We start from the raw sequence: 16,192 nt of genomic DNA, 5'->3' as shown, positions 1-16,192 counted from the left end.
GTCCGCTCTCTTTTTCATATTCGGCGTTCTTGTGACGGTTTTCGTCGTGGTGCTGCTCGGCCCTTCGGTCTGGCGGCGTGCCTTCTTTCTGGCGCGGCGGCAGGTCCAGGCGGAACTGCCGATCACACTCGCCGAGATTCGCGCCGATCGTGACGGGTTGCGCGCAGAATATGCCGTTGCGGTCAGCAGGCAGGAACAATTGCTGAAGCTTGAACGCCAGAAGAATGCCGAGCAGAAGGTGTTGCTCGCCCGGCAATATGAAGAGATGAAACGCATTCCGTTGCTTGAGGCAAGTCAGGCTGATATCGAGAAGCAGCTTGCAGAACACGAGCGGATGGCGGAAGAAGCCGGGAGCGCGCGCGATACAGCGCTGGAAAAGGCGCAAATCCTCCAGGCTGAACTGGAACGGATGCAAAGCCATTACGCCGCGCTTGAGGGATTGGCCGATACATTGCGTATCGAGATAAGTGGAAGCGAGACGGAATACAGCCGTCTGACAAACGAGATGACCGAAATGCGTCGAGATCGCAAGGAAGCCGCAGCCCGTTACAACGAAGTTTCCACCCAGTTGACCTCGGCACAAACGGAGCTGAAAAGCGAGAAGCGGCGCAACAGCGAGTTGCAGCAGAAACTTGAGAAGCTGATTTCCGAGCTTTCCGATGCACAGGAAAAAATCGAGCGCTACAGCCGCCAGAAAGCTGGCGTAGACGACAGTCCCGATTTGGCGGAAATCGAGCGCGAGAATGCAGTCCTTCGCGAAGAAATGGCTGCACTTGCCGCCCGCATGGTAGCGGCGACCGCCGAAAAGGAAGGACCGGGCTCGCCCATCCATTCAATTCTCGAGGCAGCCGAAAAGGCGGATGCAGGAAAAGGCAGGAAGGCCGGCCCCAAGAGCCTGGCGCGCCGCATCCGCGACCTGCAATAGGCCATCGTTCAGCGACTATTCCTTGCCCAGAACATCCGACCAATCGGGATGGCGCATCGCCTGCGCATGCATGAAGCTGCAACGCGGGATGATCTTCCACCCGCTTCGCCGGGCGTCCAGAACAGCGTTCTTGGCAAGCGCCTGCGCGACGCCTTTGCCGCGCATCGTGTCCGGCACGAAAGTGTGGTCGATGGATATCAGCGAGGGGCCAAGCTTCGTATAGGTCATTTCGGCTTCACTGCCGTCGAGAACAGCCGCATAGCGCCCGCCGTCGGAACTGTCTTCCTTGCGAATCTCGATCGTCCCGCTCATGCCATCCTCCTGAACATTGTGTCTCTGGATCAACGCGCCAAGTTCACAACATAGGAACGGAATGTGCAAATAAAAACCGGCCACGAGGGCCGGTTTTCGATTTGTCGATCAATGCCCCTTTCACGGAAGACTTGTTCCGCGGGAGGCCCGATCCTCGCCCTTCCAAAACCGGTCCCGGTTTCGAGGGGCGGTTTTAGTGACGATACTGTTGAATTCTGGTGGTCCTGAGGCCGGCGAGACCATGCTCATCGATTGAGGATTGCCAGGAAAGGAATTCCTCCACCGTCAATGTGTAACGCTGGCATGCCTCCTCAAGGCTCAGAAGTCCGCCCCGCACCGCGGCGACGACTTCAGCCTTGCGGCGAATGACCCAGCGCCTTGTATTGGCGGGGGGGAGGTCCGCGATGGTCAGCGGGCTGCCATCAGGACCGATAACATATTTTATACGCGGTCTTACCAGATCGGTCATTGTACTCTCTACACAACACTCAAGGACCTAATCGAGTAGGAGACTAACGCGACAGCTTTAAAAATTACCTAAGCAGGCGGTAACTCTCTGGTAAGACTTGAAAAAATACTCGTGATGGCGCTTTTGCAGGCGTTTTTGGGGCATAGGATGGGAAAACTTCACGGTGAAGTGTCCGCTGCCTGTCGCAATCCGGACAATGATTGTTCCCTGACCCTTGGCAAATTGCCGCAGTTTAGCCTATATAGGGCGCAGAAACCTAAATTTTGAGAAGCAGGGCAATTGCCCGGAAGCTGGAATCAATCATGAGCCTGAACAGCCTCGATCTGCCGGGAAAGCCGGAAGACACGCGCGTTGTCGTCGCCATGTCGGGCGGCGTCGATTCATCTGTTGTGGCCGGGATTCTCAAACGTGAAGGTTACGATGTCGTTGGCGTGACGCTGCAGCTTTATGATCATGGCGCAGCCGTTCATCGCGCCGGTTCCTGCTGCGCGGGACAGGACATCGAAGATGCCCGCCGCGTTTCGGAAAGTCTCGGCATTCCGCATTATGTTCTCGATTACGAAGCACGCTTCCGCGAGGCGGTGATCGATCCTTTTGCGAATTCCTATGTCAGCGGCGAAACGCCCATTCCGTGCGTTTCGTGCAATCAGACGGTAAAGTTCGCCGATCTCCTGCAAACGGCGCGTGATCTCGGCGCCGATGCACTGGCGACAGGGCACTATATCCGCAGCCGCGCCAATGGTGCGCATCGCGCACTCTATCGTCCGGTCGATACGGATCGCGACCAGAGCTATTTCCTCTTTGCCACCACGCAGGAGCAGATCGACTATCTGCGGTTCCCGCTCGGTCATCTGCCAAAGGCGCAGGTGCGCGAGATTGCTGAGGAAATGGGCCTAACTGTCGCCAAGAAACAGGACAGCCAGGACATCTGCTTCGTGCCGCAGGGCAAATATTCCGACATTATCTCCAAATTGAAGCCGGAAGCGGCCAATCCGGGCGATATTGTCCATATCGACGGGCGCACGCTCGGCCGCCATGACGGCATCGTGCATTACACGGTCGGCCAGCGGCGCGGTATCGGCGTCGCTACGGGCGAGCCGCTCTATGTCGTTCATCTCGATGCCGCCAATGCGCGGGTTATCGTCGGTCCGCGTGAAGCGCTGGAAACGCATAAAGTTTTCCTGCGCGACATTAACTGGCTGGGCGATGCGCCGATTGGCGATCTGCCCGAAGGCGGAATGGAAGTGTTCGCCAAGGTCCGCTCGACGCGCCCGCCGCGCCCCGCCGTGCTGCGCCATGCCGATGGCCAGACATGGGTCGAACTGGTCGATGGCGAAAGCGGCATCGCTCCGGGACAGGCCTGCGTGCTCTATTCGGATGAAAGCAATACGGCGCGCGTCTTTGGCGGTGGCTTTATTGGCCGTTCGGAGCGTGAGCCGCAGGCGGAAGAAATGCTGCGCCGTCTTGTTGCCAATACGGCAAGCGCCTCGGCAGCCTGATAAACTTTCCTGCTGCATCAAAAACCTCCGGTTCGAAGCCGGAGGTTTTTTGTTGAGAGCATTTCCAGCAGAAGTGCGAAGCGTCTACGCGGGGAAATCAGTTCACTGGACTGATTTCTTATCCCGCTTCGATGCGTTGGATAATGCGGCAATACGAATAGTTAGAGCGGTTCCGATAATTCCGTTTTAATCGGATGCGCCCTGGAGCATGTCGCCCCGAAGCGGGAACCGGCCAGGGCAACTTCCAGTGATCCAATCAAAACAGGAATTGCTCGGAAGCCGCTCAAGTAAATTTGCTGAACCGCGAGAGGGCAATGCCCGATGCGGTTGCGACATTCAGGCTGTCGAACGCTGTGGACATGGGAATCCGCGCCGTCTGAAACTTATCCAGTAACCTTGGCGGCAATCCCTCCCCTTCGGTCCCGAGCAGGAGTGCGTGACGGTCTTGCTTCGCCGCACCGTAGATGCTGAGCGTTGATGACGGGCTGAGCGCAAGCAGATTGAAGTTGGCATCGCCGAGCGCGGCGATGATTTCATCAATGTTGCCGCCGTGGAAATAGGGGACTTTCAGCGTCGCGCCGACCGATACACGGATGGCCTTGCGATAAAGCGGATCGCAGCAGGTTTCATCCATCAGCACGCAGTCTGCCTCGAAGGCTGCGGCATTGCGAAAAATCGAGCCGACATTGTCGTGATTGGAAATGCCGCACAATACCACGACGAGCGATTGGGCGGGGAGGGCCCCGAGCATCGCCTCCAGACCGGGCTGTGGTTTGCGACGGCCCACAGCGAGAATGCCCCGGTGAACATGAAATCCCGCAACTGCATCCATGACAGCCTGCGGGACGGAATAGACGGGAACATCGGGTGGGAGGTGCCCCAGTTGTTCTCCGAGACCTGCAAGCCGGTTTTCCAGAACGAGCAGCGATTCCGTTTCGAATCGTGCGGAAGAGGAAAACAGGACGTTCAGAACCACCTTGCCTTCAGCGATGAAACGCTGCTGGCGCCCCACGAGGTCTTTCTCGCGAATGCTGCGATAAGGGGAAAGGCGTATGTCGTCCGGATCGTCAATTGGATGGACGCAAGGATGGACGCAGCCGTGCGAATGAGAACTTTCTTTCATCGCACGGCTGTGACCTCATGATGTTATGCGTGAGCGACTGCCGCCAGATTATGTCTGCGCGGTGTTGGACTCATATACAGACTCGAGAGTGTCGACAACATCAACTCGATATGCGGCGAAGAGACCATGTAGTAGATGGTCTGCGCGTCGCGCCGGGTTGAAACGAGATCAAGAGCTCGTAGTTTTGCCAGGTGCTGAGACAAAGCGGATTGGCTAAGGTCAATCGCCTTGGCAAGCGCACCGACGGACATTTCGTTATGAAGCAACTTACACAAAATTAGTAATCGCTTATTGTTAGCAAGTGCCGAAAGGAAATCGGCGGCCTGGTCTACATTTTCAATCAAATCAAAAAAAGTATCTTGGTTGCTCATTTGCCGTCATACCCCCGTAAGACTGGACAAAGTTAAAAATATACATGCGAATTTCCATAAGCATGCATATTCAAAATAGTGCTATAAGCTGCTTTTGAAAAGCCCTTGCTTATATTCAATCCAGTATAAAGACGTGCAATTTCGTCCCAAAAAAAATGCGGTTTTGTTTCAGGGGGCTTTATTTTACCGTTTTGTCAGTGTTGTAACAGCTTCCCTCAGAGAATCGGGCTGCGCCGAAAATACGTGACGAAGAACCAGATCGCCACTGGTAATATCGGCACCATCGGGGTCGATACCCACAATTTTGAACTGTTCCCGAAGGGCGTCTGATTTCGAAAGCCCGCGCGCAATATGTGCGATTTCCAACGCGTGATTTTCATTCAGATCGTCAAGCGCCTTCTGTTCGCCTTCGGCAAAGCTGGCGCTGACGGAAGCTGCGCATAGCAAATCGTCCTGCGTCAGATTGAATGCCTTGCCGAAGCCGCCGTTGAGGCTGGCGCTTTCCAGTTCGAGGCGGAAGAAGGCGAAATCTCCAAGATCCACATACAGCGAACCCTTCGGATTATGATTGAGATAGCGCCTGTGGATGCGCGAATAGTCGGCGTCGGTTTTCTCAACTTTTCGCGCCTGGCAGTGGAGGGTGACGCGGGCATGGGCGAGTGGGTCTCCCTTGCCGACCTCGCCGAGCAGAAGCGAGCAGGCAGGGTTTGCCAGCAGGCCCGGCGTATGCGCGGCCAGTCCGGAGACCAGAATGAGCGGTGTGCCATTCACGTCTGTCGCAACGGCAACGCGGCTTGCCAGCGGCCTGCCGGTCGCCGCGTCAAAAACGGCAATTGCACCGTAGCGCGACGTGCGCAGCAACGACTTGGCAAGCTGGATGGCTTCGGGGGTGGTCGGACGAATTGGATTGGCTTCGGGCATGGTCTGCAGGACTCAAATATGACTTTTATTGTCCACTTTATACGACGCCTTTTCCCAATGCGCCAGTCAATTCGGCGGTGGCCTGACAGGGCTGATGCGGGACCCACTTTCAGTTGATCGACTTATGGATCTGGCACCTCGAGTCGGTGATGCGCAGCTTGCATTACCCCATGCAAAATGCGTGCGAATAATATTATAATTCAGTGTGCTTTAGCGCAATTTTCCGAAATCATACCCTTTCATAGAATAAAAATCTAACGATTGGTCCCATAATCGGTTGAGAATATGAAGTGGTTCTAAAAATTGCGCTTGCAAAGTGACGATCCACACGTTTCGATAAGCGCAAGCTGCGGGCAATGGGGTGCGCGCGGCATGCTTTTCCGTGGAGGCGGACAATAATGAAATTCTACCAAAAACTCCTGGCAGCAACCGCGCTGGTGGCTCTGATGAGCGGTGCTGCATCAGCGAAGACCTTTGTGTATTGCTCGCCGGCTTCGCCTGAAGGCTTCGATCCGGCTGCCTATACCGGCGGCGATACGTTCGACGCCTCGGCCCATCCGGTTTACAACCGCCTTGCCGAATTCGAAAACGGAACGACGAAAGTCGTGCCCGGTCTCGCAGAAAGCTGGGACGTTACCGACGACGGTCTGGAATATACCTTCCACCTGCGCAAGGGCGTCAAGTTCCATTCGAACGACTATTTCACGCCGACCCGTGATTTCAACGCCGACGACGTGATCTTCTCCTATGATCGCATGCGCAACAAGGACAATCCTTGGCACCAGTACACCGCTGGCATCACCTACGAATATTTCGACAGCATGGAAATGGGTGCGCTGATCAAGGACATCGTCAAGGTTGACGATTACACCGTCAAGTTTGTGCTGAACCGTCCGGAAGCGCCGTTCCTCGCAAATATCTCGATGCCTTTCGCTTCGATCATTTCGAAGGAATACACGGACAAGCTCGCCGCCGATGGCAAGAAGGACGACCTGAACCAGGTTCCGGTCGGCACCGGCCCGTTCCAGTTCGTCGCCTACCAGAAGGACGCCGTCGTCCGCTTCAAGGCCAACGAAAACTATTGGGGCGGCAAGCCGAAGATCGACGATCTCGTCTTCGCGATCACGACCGATCCGGCTGTTCGCGCACAGAAGCTCAAGGCTGGCGAATGCCACCTGATGTCCTATCCTGCTCCGGCAGACATCAAGGGCCTTCAGGCCGACTCCAACCTCAAGGTTGACGAACAGGCAGGCCTCAACGTCGCCTACTTCGCGTACAACACGCTGAAGGCGCCTTATGACAAGCCGGAAGTCCGCAAGGCACTGAACCAGGCCGTCAACAAGCAGGCCATCGTCGATGCGGTGTTCCAGGGGCAGGGCCAGGTTGCCAAGAACCCGATCCCGCCAACGATGTGGGGCTATAACGACAAGGTCGAGGACGACAAGTACGATCCGGAAGCCGCCAAGAAGGCTCTTGAAGCCGCTGGCGTGAAGGATCTGAAGATGAAGCTGTGGGCGATGCCTGTCAGCCGTCCTTACATGCCAAATGCCCGCCGTACCGCCGAACTCATGCAGTCCGATCTGGCCAAGGTCGGCGTCAACGCCGAAATCGTTTCGATGGAATGGGGCGAATACCTCAAGAAGTCGTCCGACAAGGACCGCGACGGCGCCGTGATCCTCGGCTGGACCGGCGACAATGGCGATCCGGACAACTTCCTCGGCACGCTTCTCGGCTGCGCAGGCGTCGGTTCCAACAACCGCGCCCAGTGGTGCTACAAGCCGTTCGAAGACCTGATCCAGAAGGCCAAGGTCTCGACCAGCCAGGAAGAGCGCACCAAGCTTTACGAAGAAGCACAGGTGATCTTCAAGGAACAGGCTCCTTGGAACACCATTGCTCACTCGACGGTCTTCGTGCCGATGTCGGCCAAGGTCACGGGCTTCAAGCAGAGCCCGCTCGGCGACTATCGCTTCGAAGACGTTGATATCTCCGAGTAAAATCTGACAACACGAGCGGCCGGGTGTAGGGTGATCCCCTGCACCCGGTCGGAGTTTTTGTATGTTCCGCTTCATATTGAACAAACTCGTCTATCTGGTTCCGACCTTCATAGGCATCACAATCGTGGCTTTTGCCTTCGTCCGGGTTCTTCCGGGCGATCCCGTGCTGTTGATGGCCGGCGAACGCGGCGTAAGCCCCGAGCGCCATGCCGAACTGATGGCGCAACTGGGCTTCGACCGCCCGATCTGGCAGCAATATCTCGACTATGTCTGGAACCTGCTGCACGGCGATTTCGGTCAGTCCCTGGTGACCAAAAAGCCTGTTCTCGTCGAATTCTTCGCGCTGTTTCCCGCAACGGTCGAGTTGTCCATCTGCGCGATCATCGTGGCTATTCTCCTCGGCATCCCCGCCGGCGTCATCGCGGCTGTCAAGCGCGGCTCATGGTTCGATCAGGGCCTGATGGGCATTTCGCTGGTCGGTTATTCGATGCCGATCTTCTGGTGGGCGCTTCTGCTCATCATCCTGTTCTCAGGCGTGCTGCAATGGACGCCGGTCTCCGGCCGCATCTCGCTGCTCTATTTCTTCCCGCCCGTCACCGGTTTCATGCTGATCGACAGCCTGATGTCGGACCAGAAGGGCGCTTTCGCCTCCGCGGTCTCGCATCTCATCCTGCCGACCATCGTGCTTGCGACCATTCCGCTCGCCGTAATCGCCCGCCAGACGCGCTCTGCGATGCTGGAAGTCCTGGGTGAAGATTATGTGCGTACCGCGCGCGCCAAGGGCCTGCCGGTTCGTCGCGTCGTCGGTCTGCATGCGCTTCGCAATGCGATGATACCCGTGATCACGACGATCGGCCTGCAGGTCGGCGTTCTGATGGCCGGTGCGATCCTCACGGAGACGATCTTCTCATGGCCCGGTATCGGCAAATGGATGCTCGATTCCATTTTCCGTCGCGACTATCCGGTCGTGCAAAGCGGATTGCTGCTGATCGCATTCATCATCATGCTGGTGAATCTGGTCGTGGACCTGCTGTACGGCCTCATCAATCCGCGTATCCGGCACAAGTGAGGGTATAATGACACACTCAGCTATTCAGCCGGAAGCCGTGAACGACGTTGGCAAGATGCGCGCGTTGAGGGATTTCTGGTTCTATTTCAGCGTCAATCGCGGCGCTGTGATCGGTCTTTTCGTATTTCTCGCGATCATTCTGGTCGCAATCTTTGCTCCGCTTATTGCGCCGCATGATCCCACGGAACAGTTCCGTGAATTCGTGAAGGTCCCGCCATTCTGGGAAAACGGCGGCACGACGCAGTTCCTCCTGGGAACTGATGCGGTCGGACGCGATATCCTGTCCCGCCTGATCTACGGTTCGCAGTATTCGCTGCTTGTCGGCTTCGTCATCGTCATCATTTCGATGTGCCTCGGCATCACCATCGGCCTTATCACCGGCTATTTCGGTGGCGGCGTCGATACGGTGTTCATGCGCATCATGGACGTTATCCTCGCATTCCCGTCGCTGCTGCTGGCGCTGGTTCTGGTGGCGATCCTTGGGCCCGGCCTGATCAATGCCGTTCTGGCGATCACGCTGGTCCTGCTGCCGCACTTCTCGCGTCTTACCCGCGCTGCCGTGATGGCGGAAAAGGAACGCGAATATGTAACCGCGGCCAAGCTTGCCGGTGCAAGCAAGCTGCGCCTCATGTTCAAGACCATCCTGCCGAACTGTCTTGCCCCGCTCGTGGTGCAGGCGACGATGTCGTTCTCCAACGCCATTCTCGACGTTGCGGCTCTGGGCTTTCTGGGCATGGGCGCGCAGCCGCCCACACCGGAATGGGGCACGATGCTTGCCGAAGCGCGTGAGTTCATCCTGAGCGCCTGGTGGATCGTTACGTTCCCCGGCCTTGCGATCCTGATTACTGTTCTCGCCATCAATCTGATCGGCGACGGTCTGCGCGATGCGCTTGACCCGAAGCTCAAGAGGAGCTGACCGATGGCGCTGTTAGAAATCAAGAATCTATCGGTTTCTTTCGACACCTCGACCGGTCCCTTCAAGGCGGTCGATGGGATCGACATTACGGTGGACAAGGGCGAAGTGCTGGCGATTGTCGGTGAATCAGGTTCGGGCAAGTCTGTCGGAATGCTCGCCGTCATGGGCCTCCTGCCCAAGTCAGCGACCGTTACCGCAGATGTCATGACCTTCGACGGTCAGGACTTGCAGGCGATGTCCGACAAGGAACGCCGCAAGATCATCGGCCGCGACATTTCGATGATTTTCCAGGAACCGGTCGCAAGCCTCAATCCCTGCTTCACGGTCGGGTATCAGCTTGAGGAAGTGCTGAAGCAGCATATGGGCATGAACGGCTCGGCAAGCCGTGCCCGCGCCATTGAGCTTCTGGAACTCGTCGGCATTCGCGATGCGGCGGAACGCCTGAAAAGCTTCCCGCATCAGATGTCGGGCGGCCAGTGCCAGCGCGTCATGATCGCGATTGCGATTGCTTGCAATCCCAAGCTCCTTATCGCAGACGAACCGACGACGGCTCTCGACGTGACGATCCAGAAGCAGATTCTCGATCTGCTGATGCGGCTTCAGGTGGAGCACGGCATGGGTCTGATCATGATCACCCACGACATGGGTGTGGTTGCCGAAACGGCGGACCGCGTGATCGTGCAGTACAAGGGCCACAAGATGGAGGATGCCGACGTGCTGTCGCTGTTCTCCGCGCCCAAGCATCCTTATACCCGTGCGCTGCTGTCGGCCCTGCCGGAGAATGCGACCGGCGACCGTCTTCCGACGGTGTCCGATTTCGTCTTTGAAAATAATGGTGCGGGAGAAGCGTGATGAGCGAGATTGTTCTCGAGGCGCGCGATATCAAGCGCGATTATCATGTCGGCGGCGGGCTGTTCGGCAAGCCAAAAGTGGTTCATGCCGTCAAGGGCGTGAGCTTCAAGGTGGAGAAGGGCAAGACGCTGGCGATCGTCGGTGAATCGGGTTGCGGCAAGTCCACGCTGGCCCGCATTCTCACCATGATCGATCCACAGACCTCCGGCGAGCTGAAGATCGGCGGCAAGGATGTGAACATCGCTCGCGATGGCCTGACGCCCGAAATGCGCCAGAAGGTGCAGATCGTGTTCCAGAACCCCTATGGTTCGCTCAATCCGCGCCAGAAGATCGGCGACGTTCTGGCTGAACCGCTGTTGCTGAACACCAATATGTCTGCGGAAGAGCGCCGTTCCAAGGCCATGCAGATGCTGTTGAAGGTCGGCCTCGGTCGTGAGCACTTCAATCGCTATCCGCATATGTTCTCCGGTGGCCAGCGCCAGCGTATCGCCATTGCACGCGCGCTGATGCTCAACCCGAAACTGCTCATTCTGGATGAGCCGGTTTCCGCACTCGATCTTTCGGTGCAGGCACAGGTCCTCAACCTGCTGGCCGATCTGCAGGAAGAGTTCGGCCTTACCTATGTCTTCATCAGCCATGACCTTTCGGTCGTACGCTATATCGCCGATGAGGTGATGGTGATGTATTTCGGTGAAGTGGTTGAATACGGTTCGCGCGACGACGTGTTCAACAATCCGCAGCACGATTATACGAAGAAGCTCTTCGCCGCGACGCCGCGTGCGGATGTGGATGCCATCAAGGCACGCGTGGAAGCGCGCGCTGCGGCTAGACAGGCCGCCCATAGCTGACGCGCATACTGCGCAGCCTGAAATTCGAAAGCCGCACATGAGAATGTGCGGCTTTTTTGTTCACGAAGAGGTTCCGCGCTGCTGATGCCAGGCCAGCGCACGCACAATGTCGTCTGCCGCAATCTTGCCGACCACGGCGCCATTCTCGACGATGCCGACATCGCCACTGCTGTCCGCCACTGCATTCATCAGTTCGCGCACCAGCGTTTCGCGCCGTGCGGTAGCCGCAAAGGGACGCGGTGCCGCATTGCGATCGAAAGGCACCATGATGTCTCCGGCGCGAAGCACGCCGAGCGGGTTCATATGCGCAACGAAGTCGGCGACATATGCATCGGCAGGCTGCAGGAGAATTTCCTGCGGCGTGCCGCACTGGACGATACGCCCGCCCTCCATGATGGCGATGCGATTGCCGATCTTCATGGCTTCATCGAGATCGTGGCTGACGAAGACAATTGTCTTTTTCAGGCGCGACTGGAAAGCCAGCAATTCGTCCTGCAACCGCGTGCGGATCAGCGGATCGAGGGCCGAGAACGGCTCGTCCATCAGCAGGATCGGTGCGCCGGTCGCAAAAGCGCGGGCAAGTCCGACGCGCTGCTGCATGCCGCCGGAAAGCTCCCCGACCTTGCGCTTGGCCCAGTCCTGCAAGCCGACGAGTTCGAGCTGGTCGCGGGCCTTGGCGAGGCGCTCTTCCTTGCCCATCCCGGAAATTTCCAGTCCGAAGGCGACGTTTTCCTCGACCGTGCGCCATGGCAGCAGGCCGAACTGCTGGAACACCATGGAAACGAGTTCGGTGCGCAGATGGCGGAGTGTCGCCCGGTCAGCCTTGCCGACATCGATGGCACGGTCGCCTGCACGCACGAGAACGCGGCCGCGCGAAATCGGATTAAGCCGGTTGATTGCGCGAAGAAGGGTCGATTTGCCGGAGCCGGAAAGCCCCATGAGAACGAGGATTTCGCCTTCCTCGATGTTGAGCGTGCAATTGTGGACGCCCAGGACGAGATTGGTTTCCGCCTGGATCTGCGAGCGGGTTGCGCCGCGATCCGCCAGCGCCAGCGCGTCGCCGACATTGCTGCCGAAAATGATGCAGACGTCTTCGAGTGCGATGATGGTCATCCGCTTGTTCCTATTTCTCGTTCCCAGCGCGGAAGATGCGATCAAGTATGATTGCAACCACGACGATGATAAAACCTGCTTCGAAGCCGAGAGAAATGTTGACGGAGTTCAGCCCGCGCACCACCGGCACGCCGAGACCGTCGGCTCCGACAAGCGCGGCGATGACCACCATCGACAGCGAAAGCATGATCGTCTGGGTCAGGCCCGCGAGGATTTGCGGCATCGCATAGGGCAGCTCGACCTTCCAGAGAAGTTGCGAGCGTGACGCGCCAAAGGCTTCACCCGCTTCTATGAGCGAGGACGGTGTGGAGGAAATGCCGAGCTGCGTCAGGCGGATGGGGGCGGGGATCACAAAGATGACGGTGGCAAGCAGGCCCGGCACCATGCCGATGCCGAAGAAGACGATCGCCGGGATCAGGTAGACGAATGTCGGCAAGGTCTGCATCAGGTCGAGAACCGGACGCATCGCGGCGTAAAGCGCCGGACGATGGGCCGCAGCAATGCCGAGCGGCACGCCGATCGCCATACAGACAAAACACGATGACAGGACGAGTGTTAGTGTCTTGAGGGTCGGTTCCCAATAGCCCTGATTGATGATGAAGAGGAAACCCAGAACGGTTAGCAGGACGACTGAAATACGACGTTGGATCAGCCAGGCAATGATTGCGAAGATGGCGATCAGCAGCAGTGGATGCGGCATTTGCAAGAGATACAACAAGCCGTCAATCAGGCCCTGCATGATCGCCGCCAAAGTGTCGAAGAAAAGCCCCAGATGGGTCGTCAGCCAGTCCACCACAGATTTGGCGGTTGGTCCGACAGGAATCTTGTAGTCCGTCAGCCAGTTCAACGATCAAGTCTCCTGCTGCGTGCTTGTGATGAAGGTGCTGGAATGTGCCGGGCCGCGTTTGTCGCAGCCCGGCGGCATAGGCGAATCAAAGGCCGAGCGCCGCCTTGACGGCCGGCAGGCCTTCCTTGCCGTCGACGGTCGTCACGCCTGCGAGCCACTGGTCGAGAACGCCGGGATTGGCCTTGAGCCAGTCCTGTGCGGCTTTCGAAGGTTCCTGGCCGTCATCGAGAATCTTGCCCATGATCTCGTTTTCGATATCGAGCTTGAATTCCAGATTGGTGAGGAACTTGCCGACGTTCGGGCATTCCTGCGTGTAGCCGGTGCGCACATTGGTTTCGACCTTGGCGCCGCCGAGATTGGGGCCGAAGAAATCGTCGCCGCCGGTGAGGTAGGCGATTTCGAAACGCTTATTCATGGGATGCGGCTCCCATGCCAGGAACACGACCGGGTCCTTGCTCTTGATGCTGCGCGCGACCTGCGCCAGCATTCCCTGCTCGGACGATTCCGCCAGTTCGAAGGACTTGAGGCCGAAGGCGTCCTTGTTGATCATGTCGAGGATCAGGCGGTTGCCGTCATTGCCCGGTTCGATGCCGTAGATCTTGCCGCCCAGCTTGTCCTTGAACTTTGCAATGTCCTTGAAGTCCTTGAGGCCTTCGTCATAGGCGTATTTCGGCACGGCGAGGGTGTATTTCGCGCCCGTCAGATTGGTGCGCAGCGTCTCGACGGTCTTGTCGTCCAGATAGGGCTGGAGGTCGGCGCTCATGGACGGGTTCCAGTAGCCGAGAAAGACGTCGATGTCCTTCTTGCTCAGCGACGCATAGGTCACCGGCACGGAGAGAACCTTGATGTCGGTCTTGTAGCCGAGACCTTTGAGGATTTCCGTCGCCACCGCCGTCGTGGAGGTGATGTCGGTCCAGCCGACATCCGAGAAGCGCACGGTCGAGCAGCTTTCGGGTTCGGCGGCGACGGCGTTTGCAGGCGCGCTCAGCATTGCCGTTCCCGCGGCAAGCCCACCCAAGGCAAGCGTAAGCATAAGGGTCGATACGGACTTCATTGTTCTCTCCATTTACCGGGCCGTTTTTACGGATTGATTGTTTTTCCGGTTCCAGCTTTAGCAAACACCAAAGATTTCGCCATTCAAGTACCATAGCGGCGAAAATGTTCTTGATTGCGACGTTGACCGCAGTTTCCGGCGAAAAACCGTTCGCACCTGATTTGAAACCGCCTTGAAGCTGTTGTCGCTCATCATTTCCGGAACCGTCGGCCAGGGGAGGCGGGCAGGATTGCCACGCACTTGGCCGAAGCGGGTTGGCGCCATGTTACGGATCGGCTCCCGGGATTCAACCCTGTCAGCGGAATTGACGGATAAAATCAGTTGGATGAGCGTTCGAGTGGATTGAATTTGACGTTTGATATCCGTCCGATATAAATCTCGTTTCAAACGCCCAATTCGAAAAATACACTCGATTCATAAAGTTACCAGTGGTCTGATTCCGACATTTGCTCAGCGCTCATATCCGCGGGATGCAAATGTCGGAATCAGACCATCGGGTTGTCGAAAAGATGAGCACACTCTATTTGAGAACCAGTGGCTTTTTCAGGCTTGGCTGCTTGCGAACGGGACCTGCGATGCCTAGGTCCGCGTGCGGTGCAGACGCGGTGCGAAGCCCCGGTTTATCGGGCAAAAGGAAGGATATTTTACAGTGTGGAATGCAGTAAAGGGCGTTTTTTCCTTCCTCGGACGTTTCATCGCGGCGCTTGCCCGCCTGATTGCCATTCCGCTTGGCGGTTTGTGGCGGCTTTTCCTGCGGCTCGGAATTTTGTGGAAAGTTGTAAGCGCGGTCCTCGTGATCGGTCTTGGCGGGCTTTACCTCTATTTCATCTGGCAGACTCAAGCCTGGACGAATTTCGATCCCGATTATCCGGCCAAGTACAGCTATCAGAATGCGACGACGCCCGGCGAAGAGGTGAAAGCGGAGGCCGCGCCAGCCGAAGTTCCGTCCACTGCCGCACCGGCAGAACAGCCCGCCACTGCGCCATCAACCGGCCAGAACAGCGATGCCGCAACGGCGAATCAACCGGTTCAGGCGGCGCAATTGCCGTCGTCGGCGCGCAAATGCTCGCGTTCGGCCATTGCTGAAGTTGCTGCCGATCTCACCGATTTCAACGTCAACCAGAATGCATGGATTTCTTCCATGCTGCTCTACAAGCTCGGCTTTTTCGGGCTGGATTGGGACCGCACGCCGTTCCTCGACAACAAGGCTTCGTTCCAGCGCGGCATCAATGCAGCCGTGCGCCGCACCGCGATTGAACTCGTCGACAATATCGGACGCCTCAGAGGCACATCGCAGATTGATGGCGATCTGCAAAAGGCGCGCGGCAATCTGCAATTTGCCGAAGATTCCTGGTATTTCGGCCTGAGCCCCTTTGGCCCTAAAACGCCGACGCCAAGCTATTACCGTTCGGCGATCAAGGATCTGCGTGCGTTCAACGGGCGGCTGGAAAACTGTCAGGCAACATTCGATGCCCGCGCCGACAATCTGATCCAGTTCGTGGACCGTATCGCGAGCGACCTCGGTTCGACTTCGGCCATCCTCAAGGATCGTGCCGAGAACTACCATGCCGGCTGGTTCGACACGCGCGCGGATGATCGTTTCTGGTTCGCCTATGGTCAGCTTTATGCCTATTACGGCCTGCTGCGTGCAGCACATTCGGATTTCCGCGGCGTTCTGGCCGAAAAGCACCTCGACGGTGTGTGGGACGAGATGGAAAAGCAGATGCGCGCCGCGCTCGACATGCAGCCTTTCATCGTTTCCAACGGCAGCCCCGATGCCTGGTTCACGCCGTCGCATCTGACCACGATGGGCTTCTACATCCTGCGTGTCCGTTCGAATCTCGTCGATGTGAAGCAGGTTCTGGAGCGCTGACGGGCA

At 57.5% G+C, this 16,192-nt stretch carries 16 protein-coding genes; 8 read left to right on the top strand and 8 right to left on the bottom strand.

Annotation, left to right across the window (positions count from 1 at the left end; all coding sequences use genetic code 11):
- The first annotated feature begins 16 nt into the window (after positions 1 to 16).
- Entirely contained in the window at positions 17 to 925 is a 909-nt protein-coding gene (locus ABWW28_RS12815) for a coiled-coil domain-containing protein (RefSeq protein WP_176026558.1), read from the top strand.
- Between the two features lie 15 nt (positions 926 to 940).
- Here ABWW28_RS12815 and ABWW28_RS12810 read toward each other — a convergent pair whose 3' ends face one another.
- Positions 941 to 1,237, bottom strand: a complete 297-nt coding sequence (locus ABWW28_RS12810; RefSeq protein ID WP_006472625.1) for a GNAT family N-acetyltransferase — start codon at positions 1,235 to 1,237, stop codon at positions 941 to 943.
- Positions 1,238 to 1,430: 193 nt separating this feature from the next.
- Positions 1,431 to 1,706 (bottom strand): CtrA inhibitor SciP, encoded by a 276-nt coding sequence (gene sciP, locus ABWW28_RS12805; protein WP_002964694.1) that lies wholly within the window; start codon positions 1,704 to 1,706, stop codon positions 1,431 to 1,433.
- Between the two features lie 302 nt (positions 1,707 to 2,008).
- On the opposite strand from sciP, the gene mnmA reads away from it, so the two are divergent.
- Positions 2,009 to 3,205, top strand: a complete 1,197-nt coding sequence (gene mnmA / locus ABWW28_RS12800; RefSeq protein ID WP_025090540.1) for a tRNA 2-thiouridine(34) synthase MnmA — start codon at positions 2,009 to 2,011, stop codon at positions 3,203 to 3,205.
- Positions 3,206 to 3,488: 283 nt separating this feature from the next.
- Here the strand turns inward: mnmA and ABWW28_RS12795 are convergent, their stop codons facing one another.
- From ABWW28_RS12795 to ABWW28_RS12785, 3 genes are all read right to left on the bottom strand, one after another.
- A complete protein-coding gene (locus ABWW28_RS12795; RefSeq protein ID WP_021587008.1) occupies positions 3,489 to 4,328 on the bottom strand; it encodes a TrmH family RNA methyltransferase in 840 nt (279 codons plus the stop codon).
- A gap of 23 nt (positions 4,329 to 4,351) precedes the next feature.
- Positions 4,352 to 4,699, bottom strand: coding sequence for an ArsR/SmtB family transcription factor (locus ABWW28_RS12790; protein ID WP_006467382.1), 348 nt, complete (start codon positions 4,697 to 4,699; stop codon positions 4,352 to 4,354).
- 183 nt (positions 4,700 to 4,882) lie between these two features.
- Positions 4,883 to 5,620: a HugZ family pyridoxamine 5'-phosphate oxidase gene (locus tag ABWW28_RS12785; RefSeq protein WP_021587007.1), complete on the bottom strand. Its 738-nt coding sequence runs from the start codon at positions 5,618 to 5,620 to the stop codon at positions 4,883 to 4,885.
- Between the two features lie 398 nt (positions 5,621 to 6,018).
- Between ABWW28_RS12785 and ABWW28_RS12780 the strand changes: the two genes are divergently transcribed.
- From ABWW28_RS12780 to ABWW28_RS12760, 5 genes are all read left to right on the top strand, one after another.
- Complete coding sequence (locus ABWW28_RS12780; protein WP_021587006.1) at positions 6,019 to 7,614, top strand: ABC transporter substrate-binding protein; 1,596 nt, start codon at positions 6,019 to 6,021, stop codon at positions 7,612 to 7,614.
- A 61-nt stretch (positions 7,615 to 7,675) separates the two neighbouring features.
- Positions 7,676 to 8,683, top strand: coding sequence for an ABC transporter permease subunit (locus ABWW28_RS12775; protein WP_006467377.1), 1,008 nt, complete (start codon positions 7,676 to 7,678; stop codon positions 8,681 to 8,683).
- Between the two features lie 7 nt (positions 8,684 to 8,690).
- Positions 8,691 to 9,599 carry an ABC transporter permease subunit gene (locus tag ABWW28_RS12770; protein WP_021587005.1) on the top strand — a complete coding sequence of 303 codons (909 nt, stop codon included), beginning with the start codon at positions 8,691 to 8,693 and terminating at the stop codon, positions 9,597 to 9,599.
- A 3-nt stretch (positions 9,600 to 9,602) separates the two neighbouring features.
- A complete protein-coding gene (locus tag ABWW28_RS12765) occupies positions 9,603 to 10,451 on the top strand; it encodes an ABC transporter ATP-binding protein (RefSeq protein WP_006467375.1) in 849 nt (282 codons plus the stop codon).
- Positions 10,451 to 11,299 carry a dipeptide ABC transporter ATP-binding protein gene (locus tag ABWW28_RS12760; RefSeq protein WP_006472712.1) on the top strand — a complete coding sequence of 283 codons (849 nt, stop codon included), beginning with the start codon at positions 10,451 to 10,453 and terminating at the stop codon, positions 11,297 to 11,299. The genes ABWW28_RS12765 and ABWW28_RS12760 overlap by 1 nt, the downstream gene beginning before the upstream one ends.
- Before the next feature lie 60 nt (positions 11,300 to 11,359).
- Here the strand turns inward: ABWW28_RS12760 and choV are convergent, their stop codons facing one another.
- From choV to ABWW28_RS12745, 3 genes are all read right to left on the bottom strand, one after another.
- Positions 11,360 to 12,412 (bottom strand): choline ABC transporter ATP-binding protein, encoded by a 1,053-nt coding sequence (gene choV / locus ABWW28_RS12755; RefSeq protein ID WP_021587004.1) that lies wholly within the window; start codon positions 12,410 to 12,412, stop codon positions 11,360 to 11,362.
- Between the two features lie 10 nt (positions 12,413 to 12,422).
- A complete protein-coding gene (choW, locus tag ABWW28_RS12750; protein ID WP_021587003.1) occupies positions 12,423 to 13,259 on the bottom strand; it encodes a choline ABC transporter permease subunit in 837 nt (278 codons plus the stop codon).
- Between the two features lie 85 nt (positions 13,260 to 13,344).
- On the bottom strand, positions 13,345 to 14,313 hold the full coding sequence (locus ABWW28_RS12745) for a choline ABC transporter substrate-binding protein (RefSeq protein ID WP_021587002.1): 969 nt from the start codon (positions 14,311 to 14,313) through the stop codon (positions 13,345 to 13,347).
- Between the two features lie 649 nt (positions 14,314 to 14,962).
- Here ABWW28_RS12745 and ABWW28_RS12740 point away from each other — a divergent pair.
- Positions 14,963 to 16,186, top strand: a complete 1,224-nt coding sequence (locus ABWW28_RS12740; RefSeq protein ID WP_021587001.1) for a DUF2333 family protein — start codon at positions 14,963 to 14,965, stop codon at positions 16,184 to 16,186.
- The last annotated feature ends 6 nt before the right edge of the window (positions 16,187 to 16,192 follow it).

Source organism: Brucella sp. NBRC 14130, from assembly GCF_040371715.1.
Lineage (GTDB): Bacteria > Pseudomonadota > Alphaproteobacteria > Rhizobiales > Rhizobiaceae > Brucella > Brucella intermedia.
Note: the sequence above shows the minus strand (reverse complement) of the source record. Positions and strands in the feature narration are given on the sequence as shown.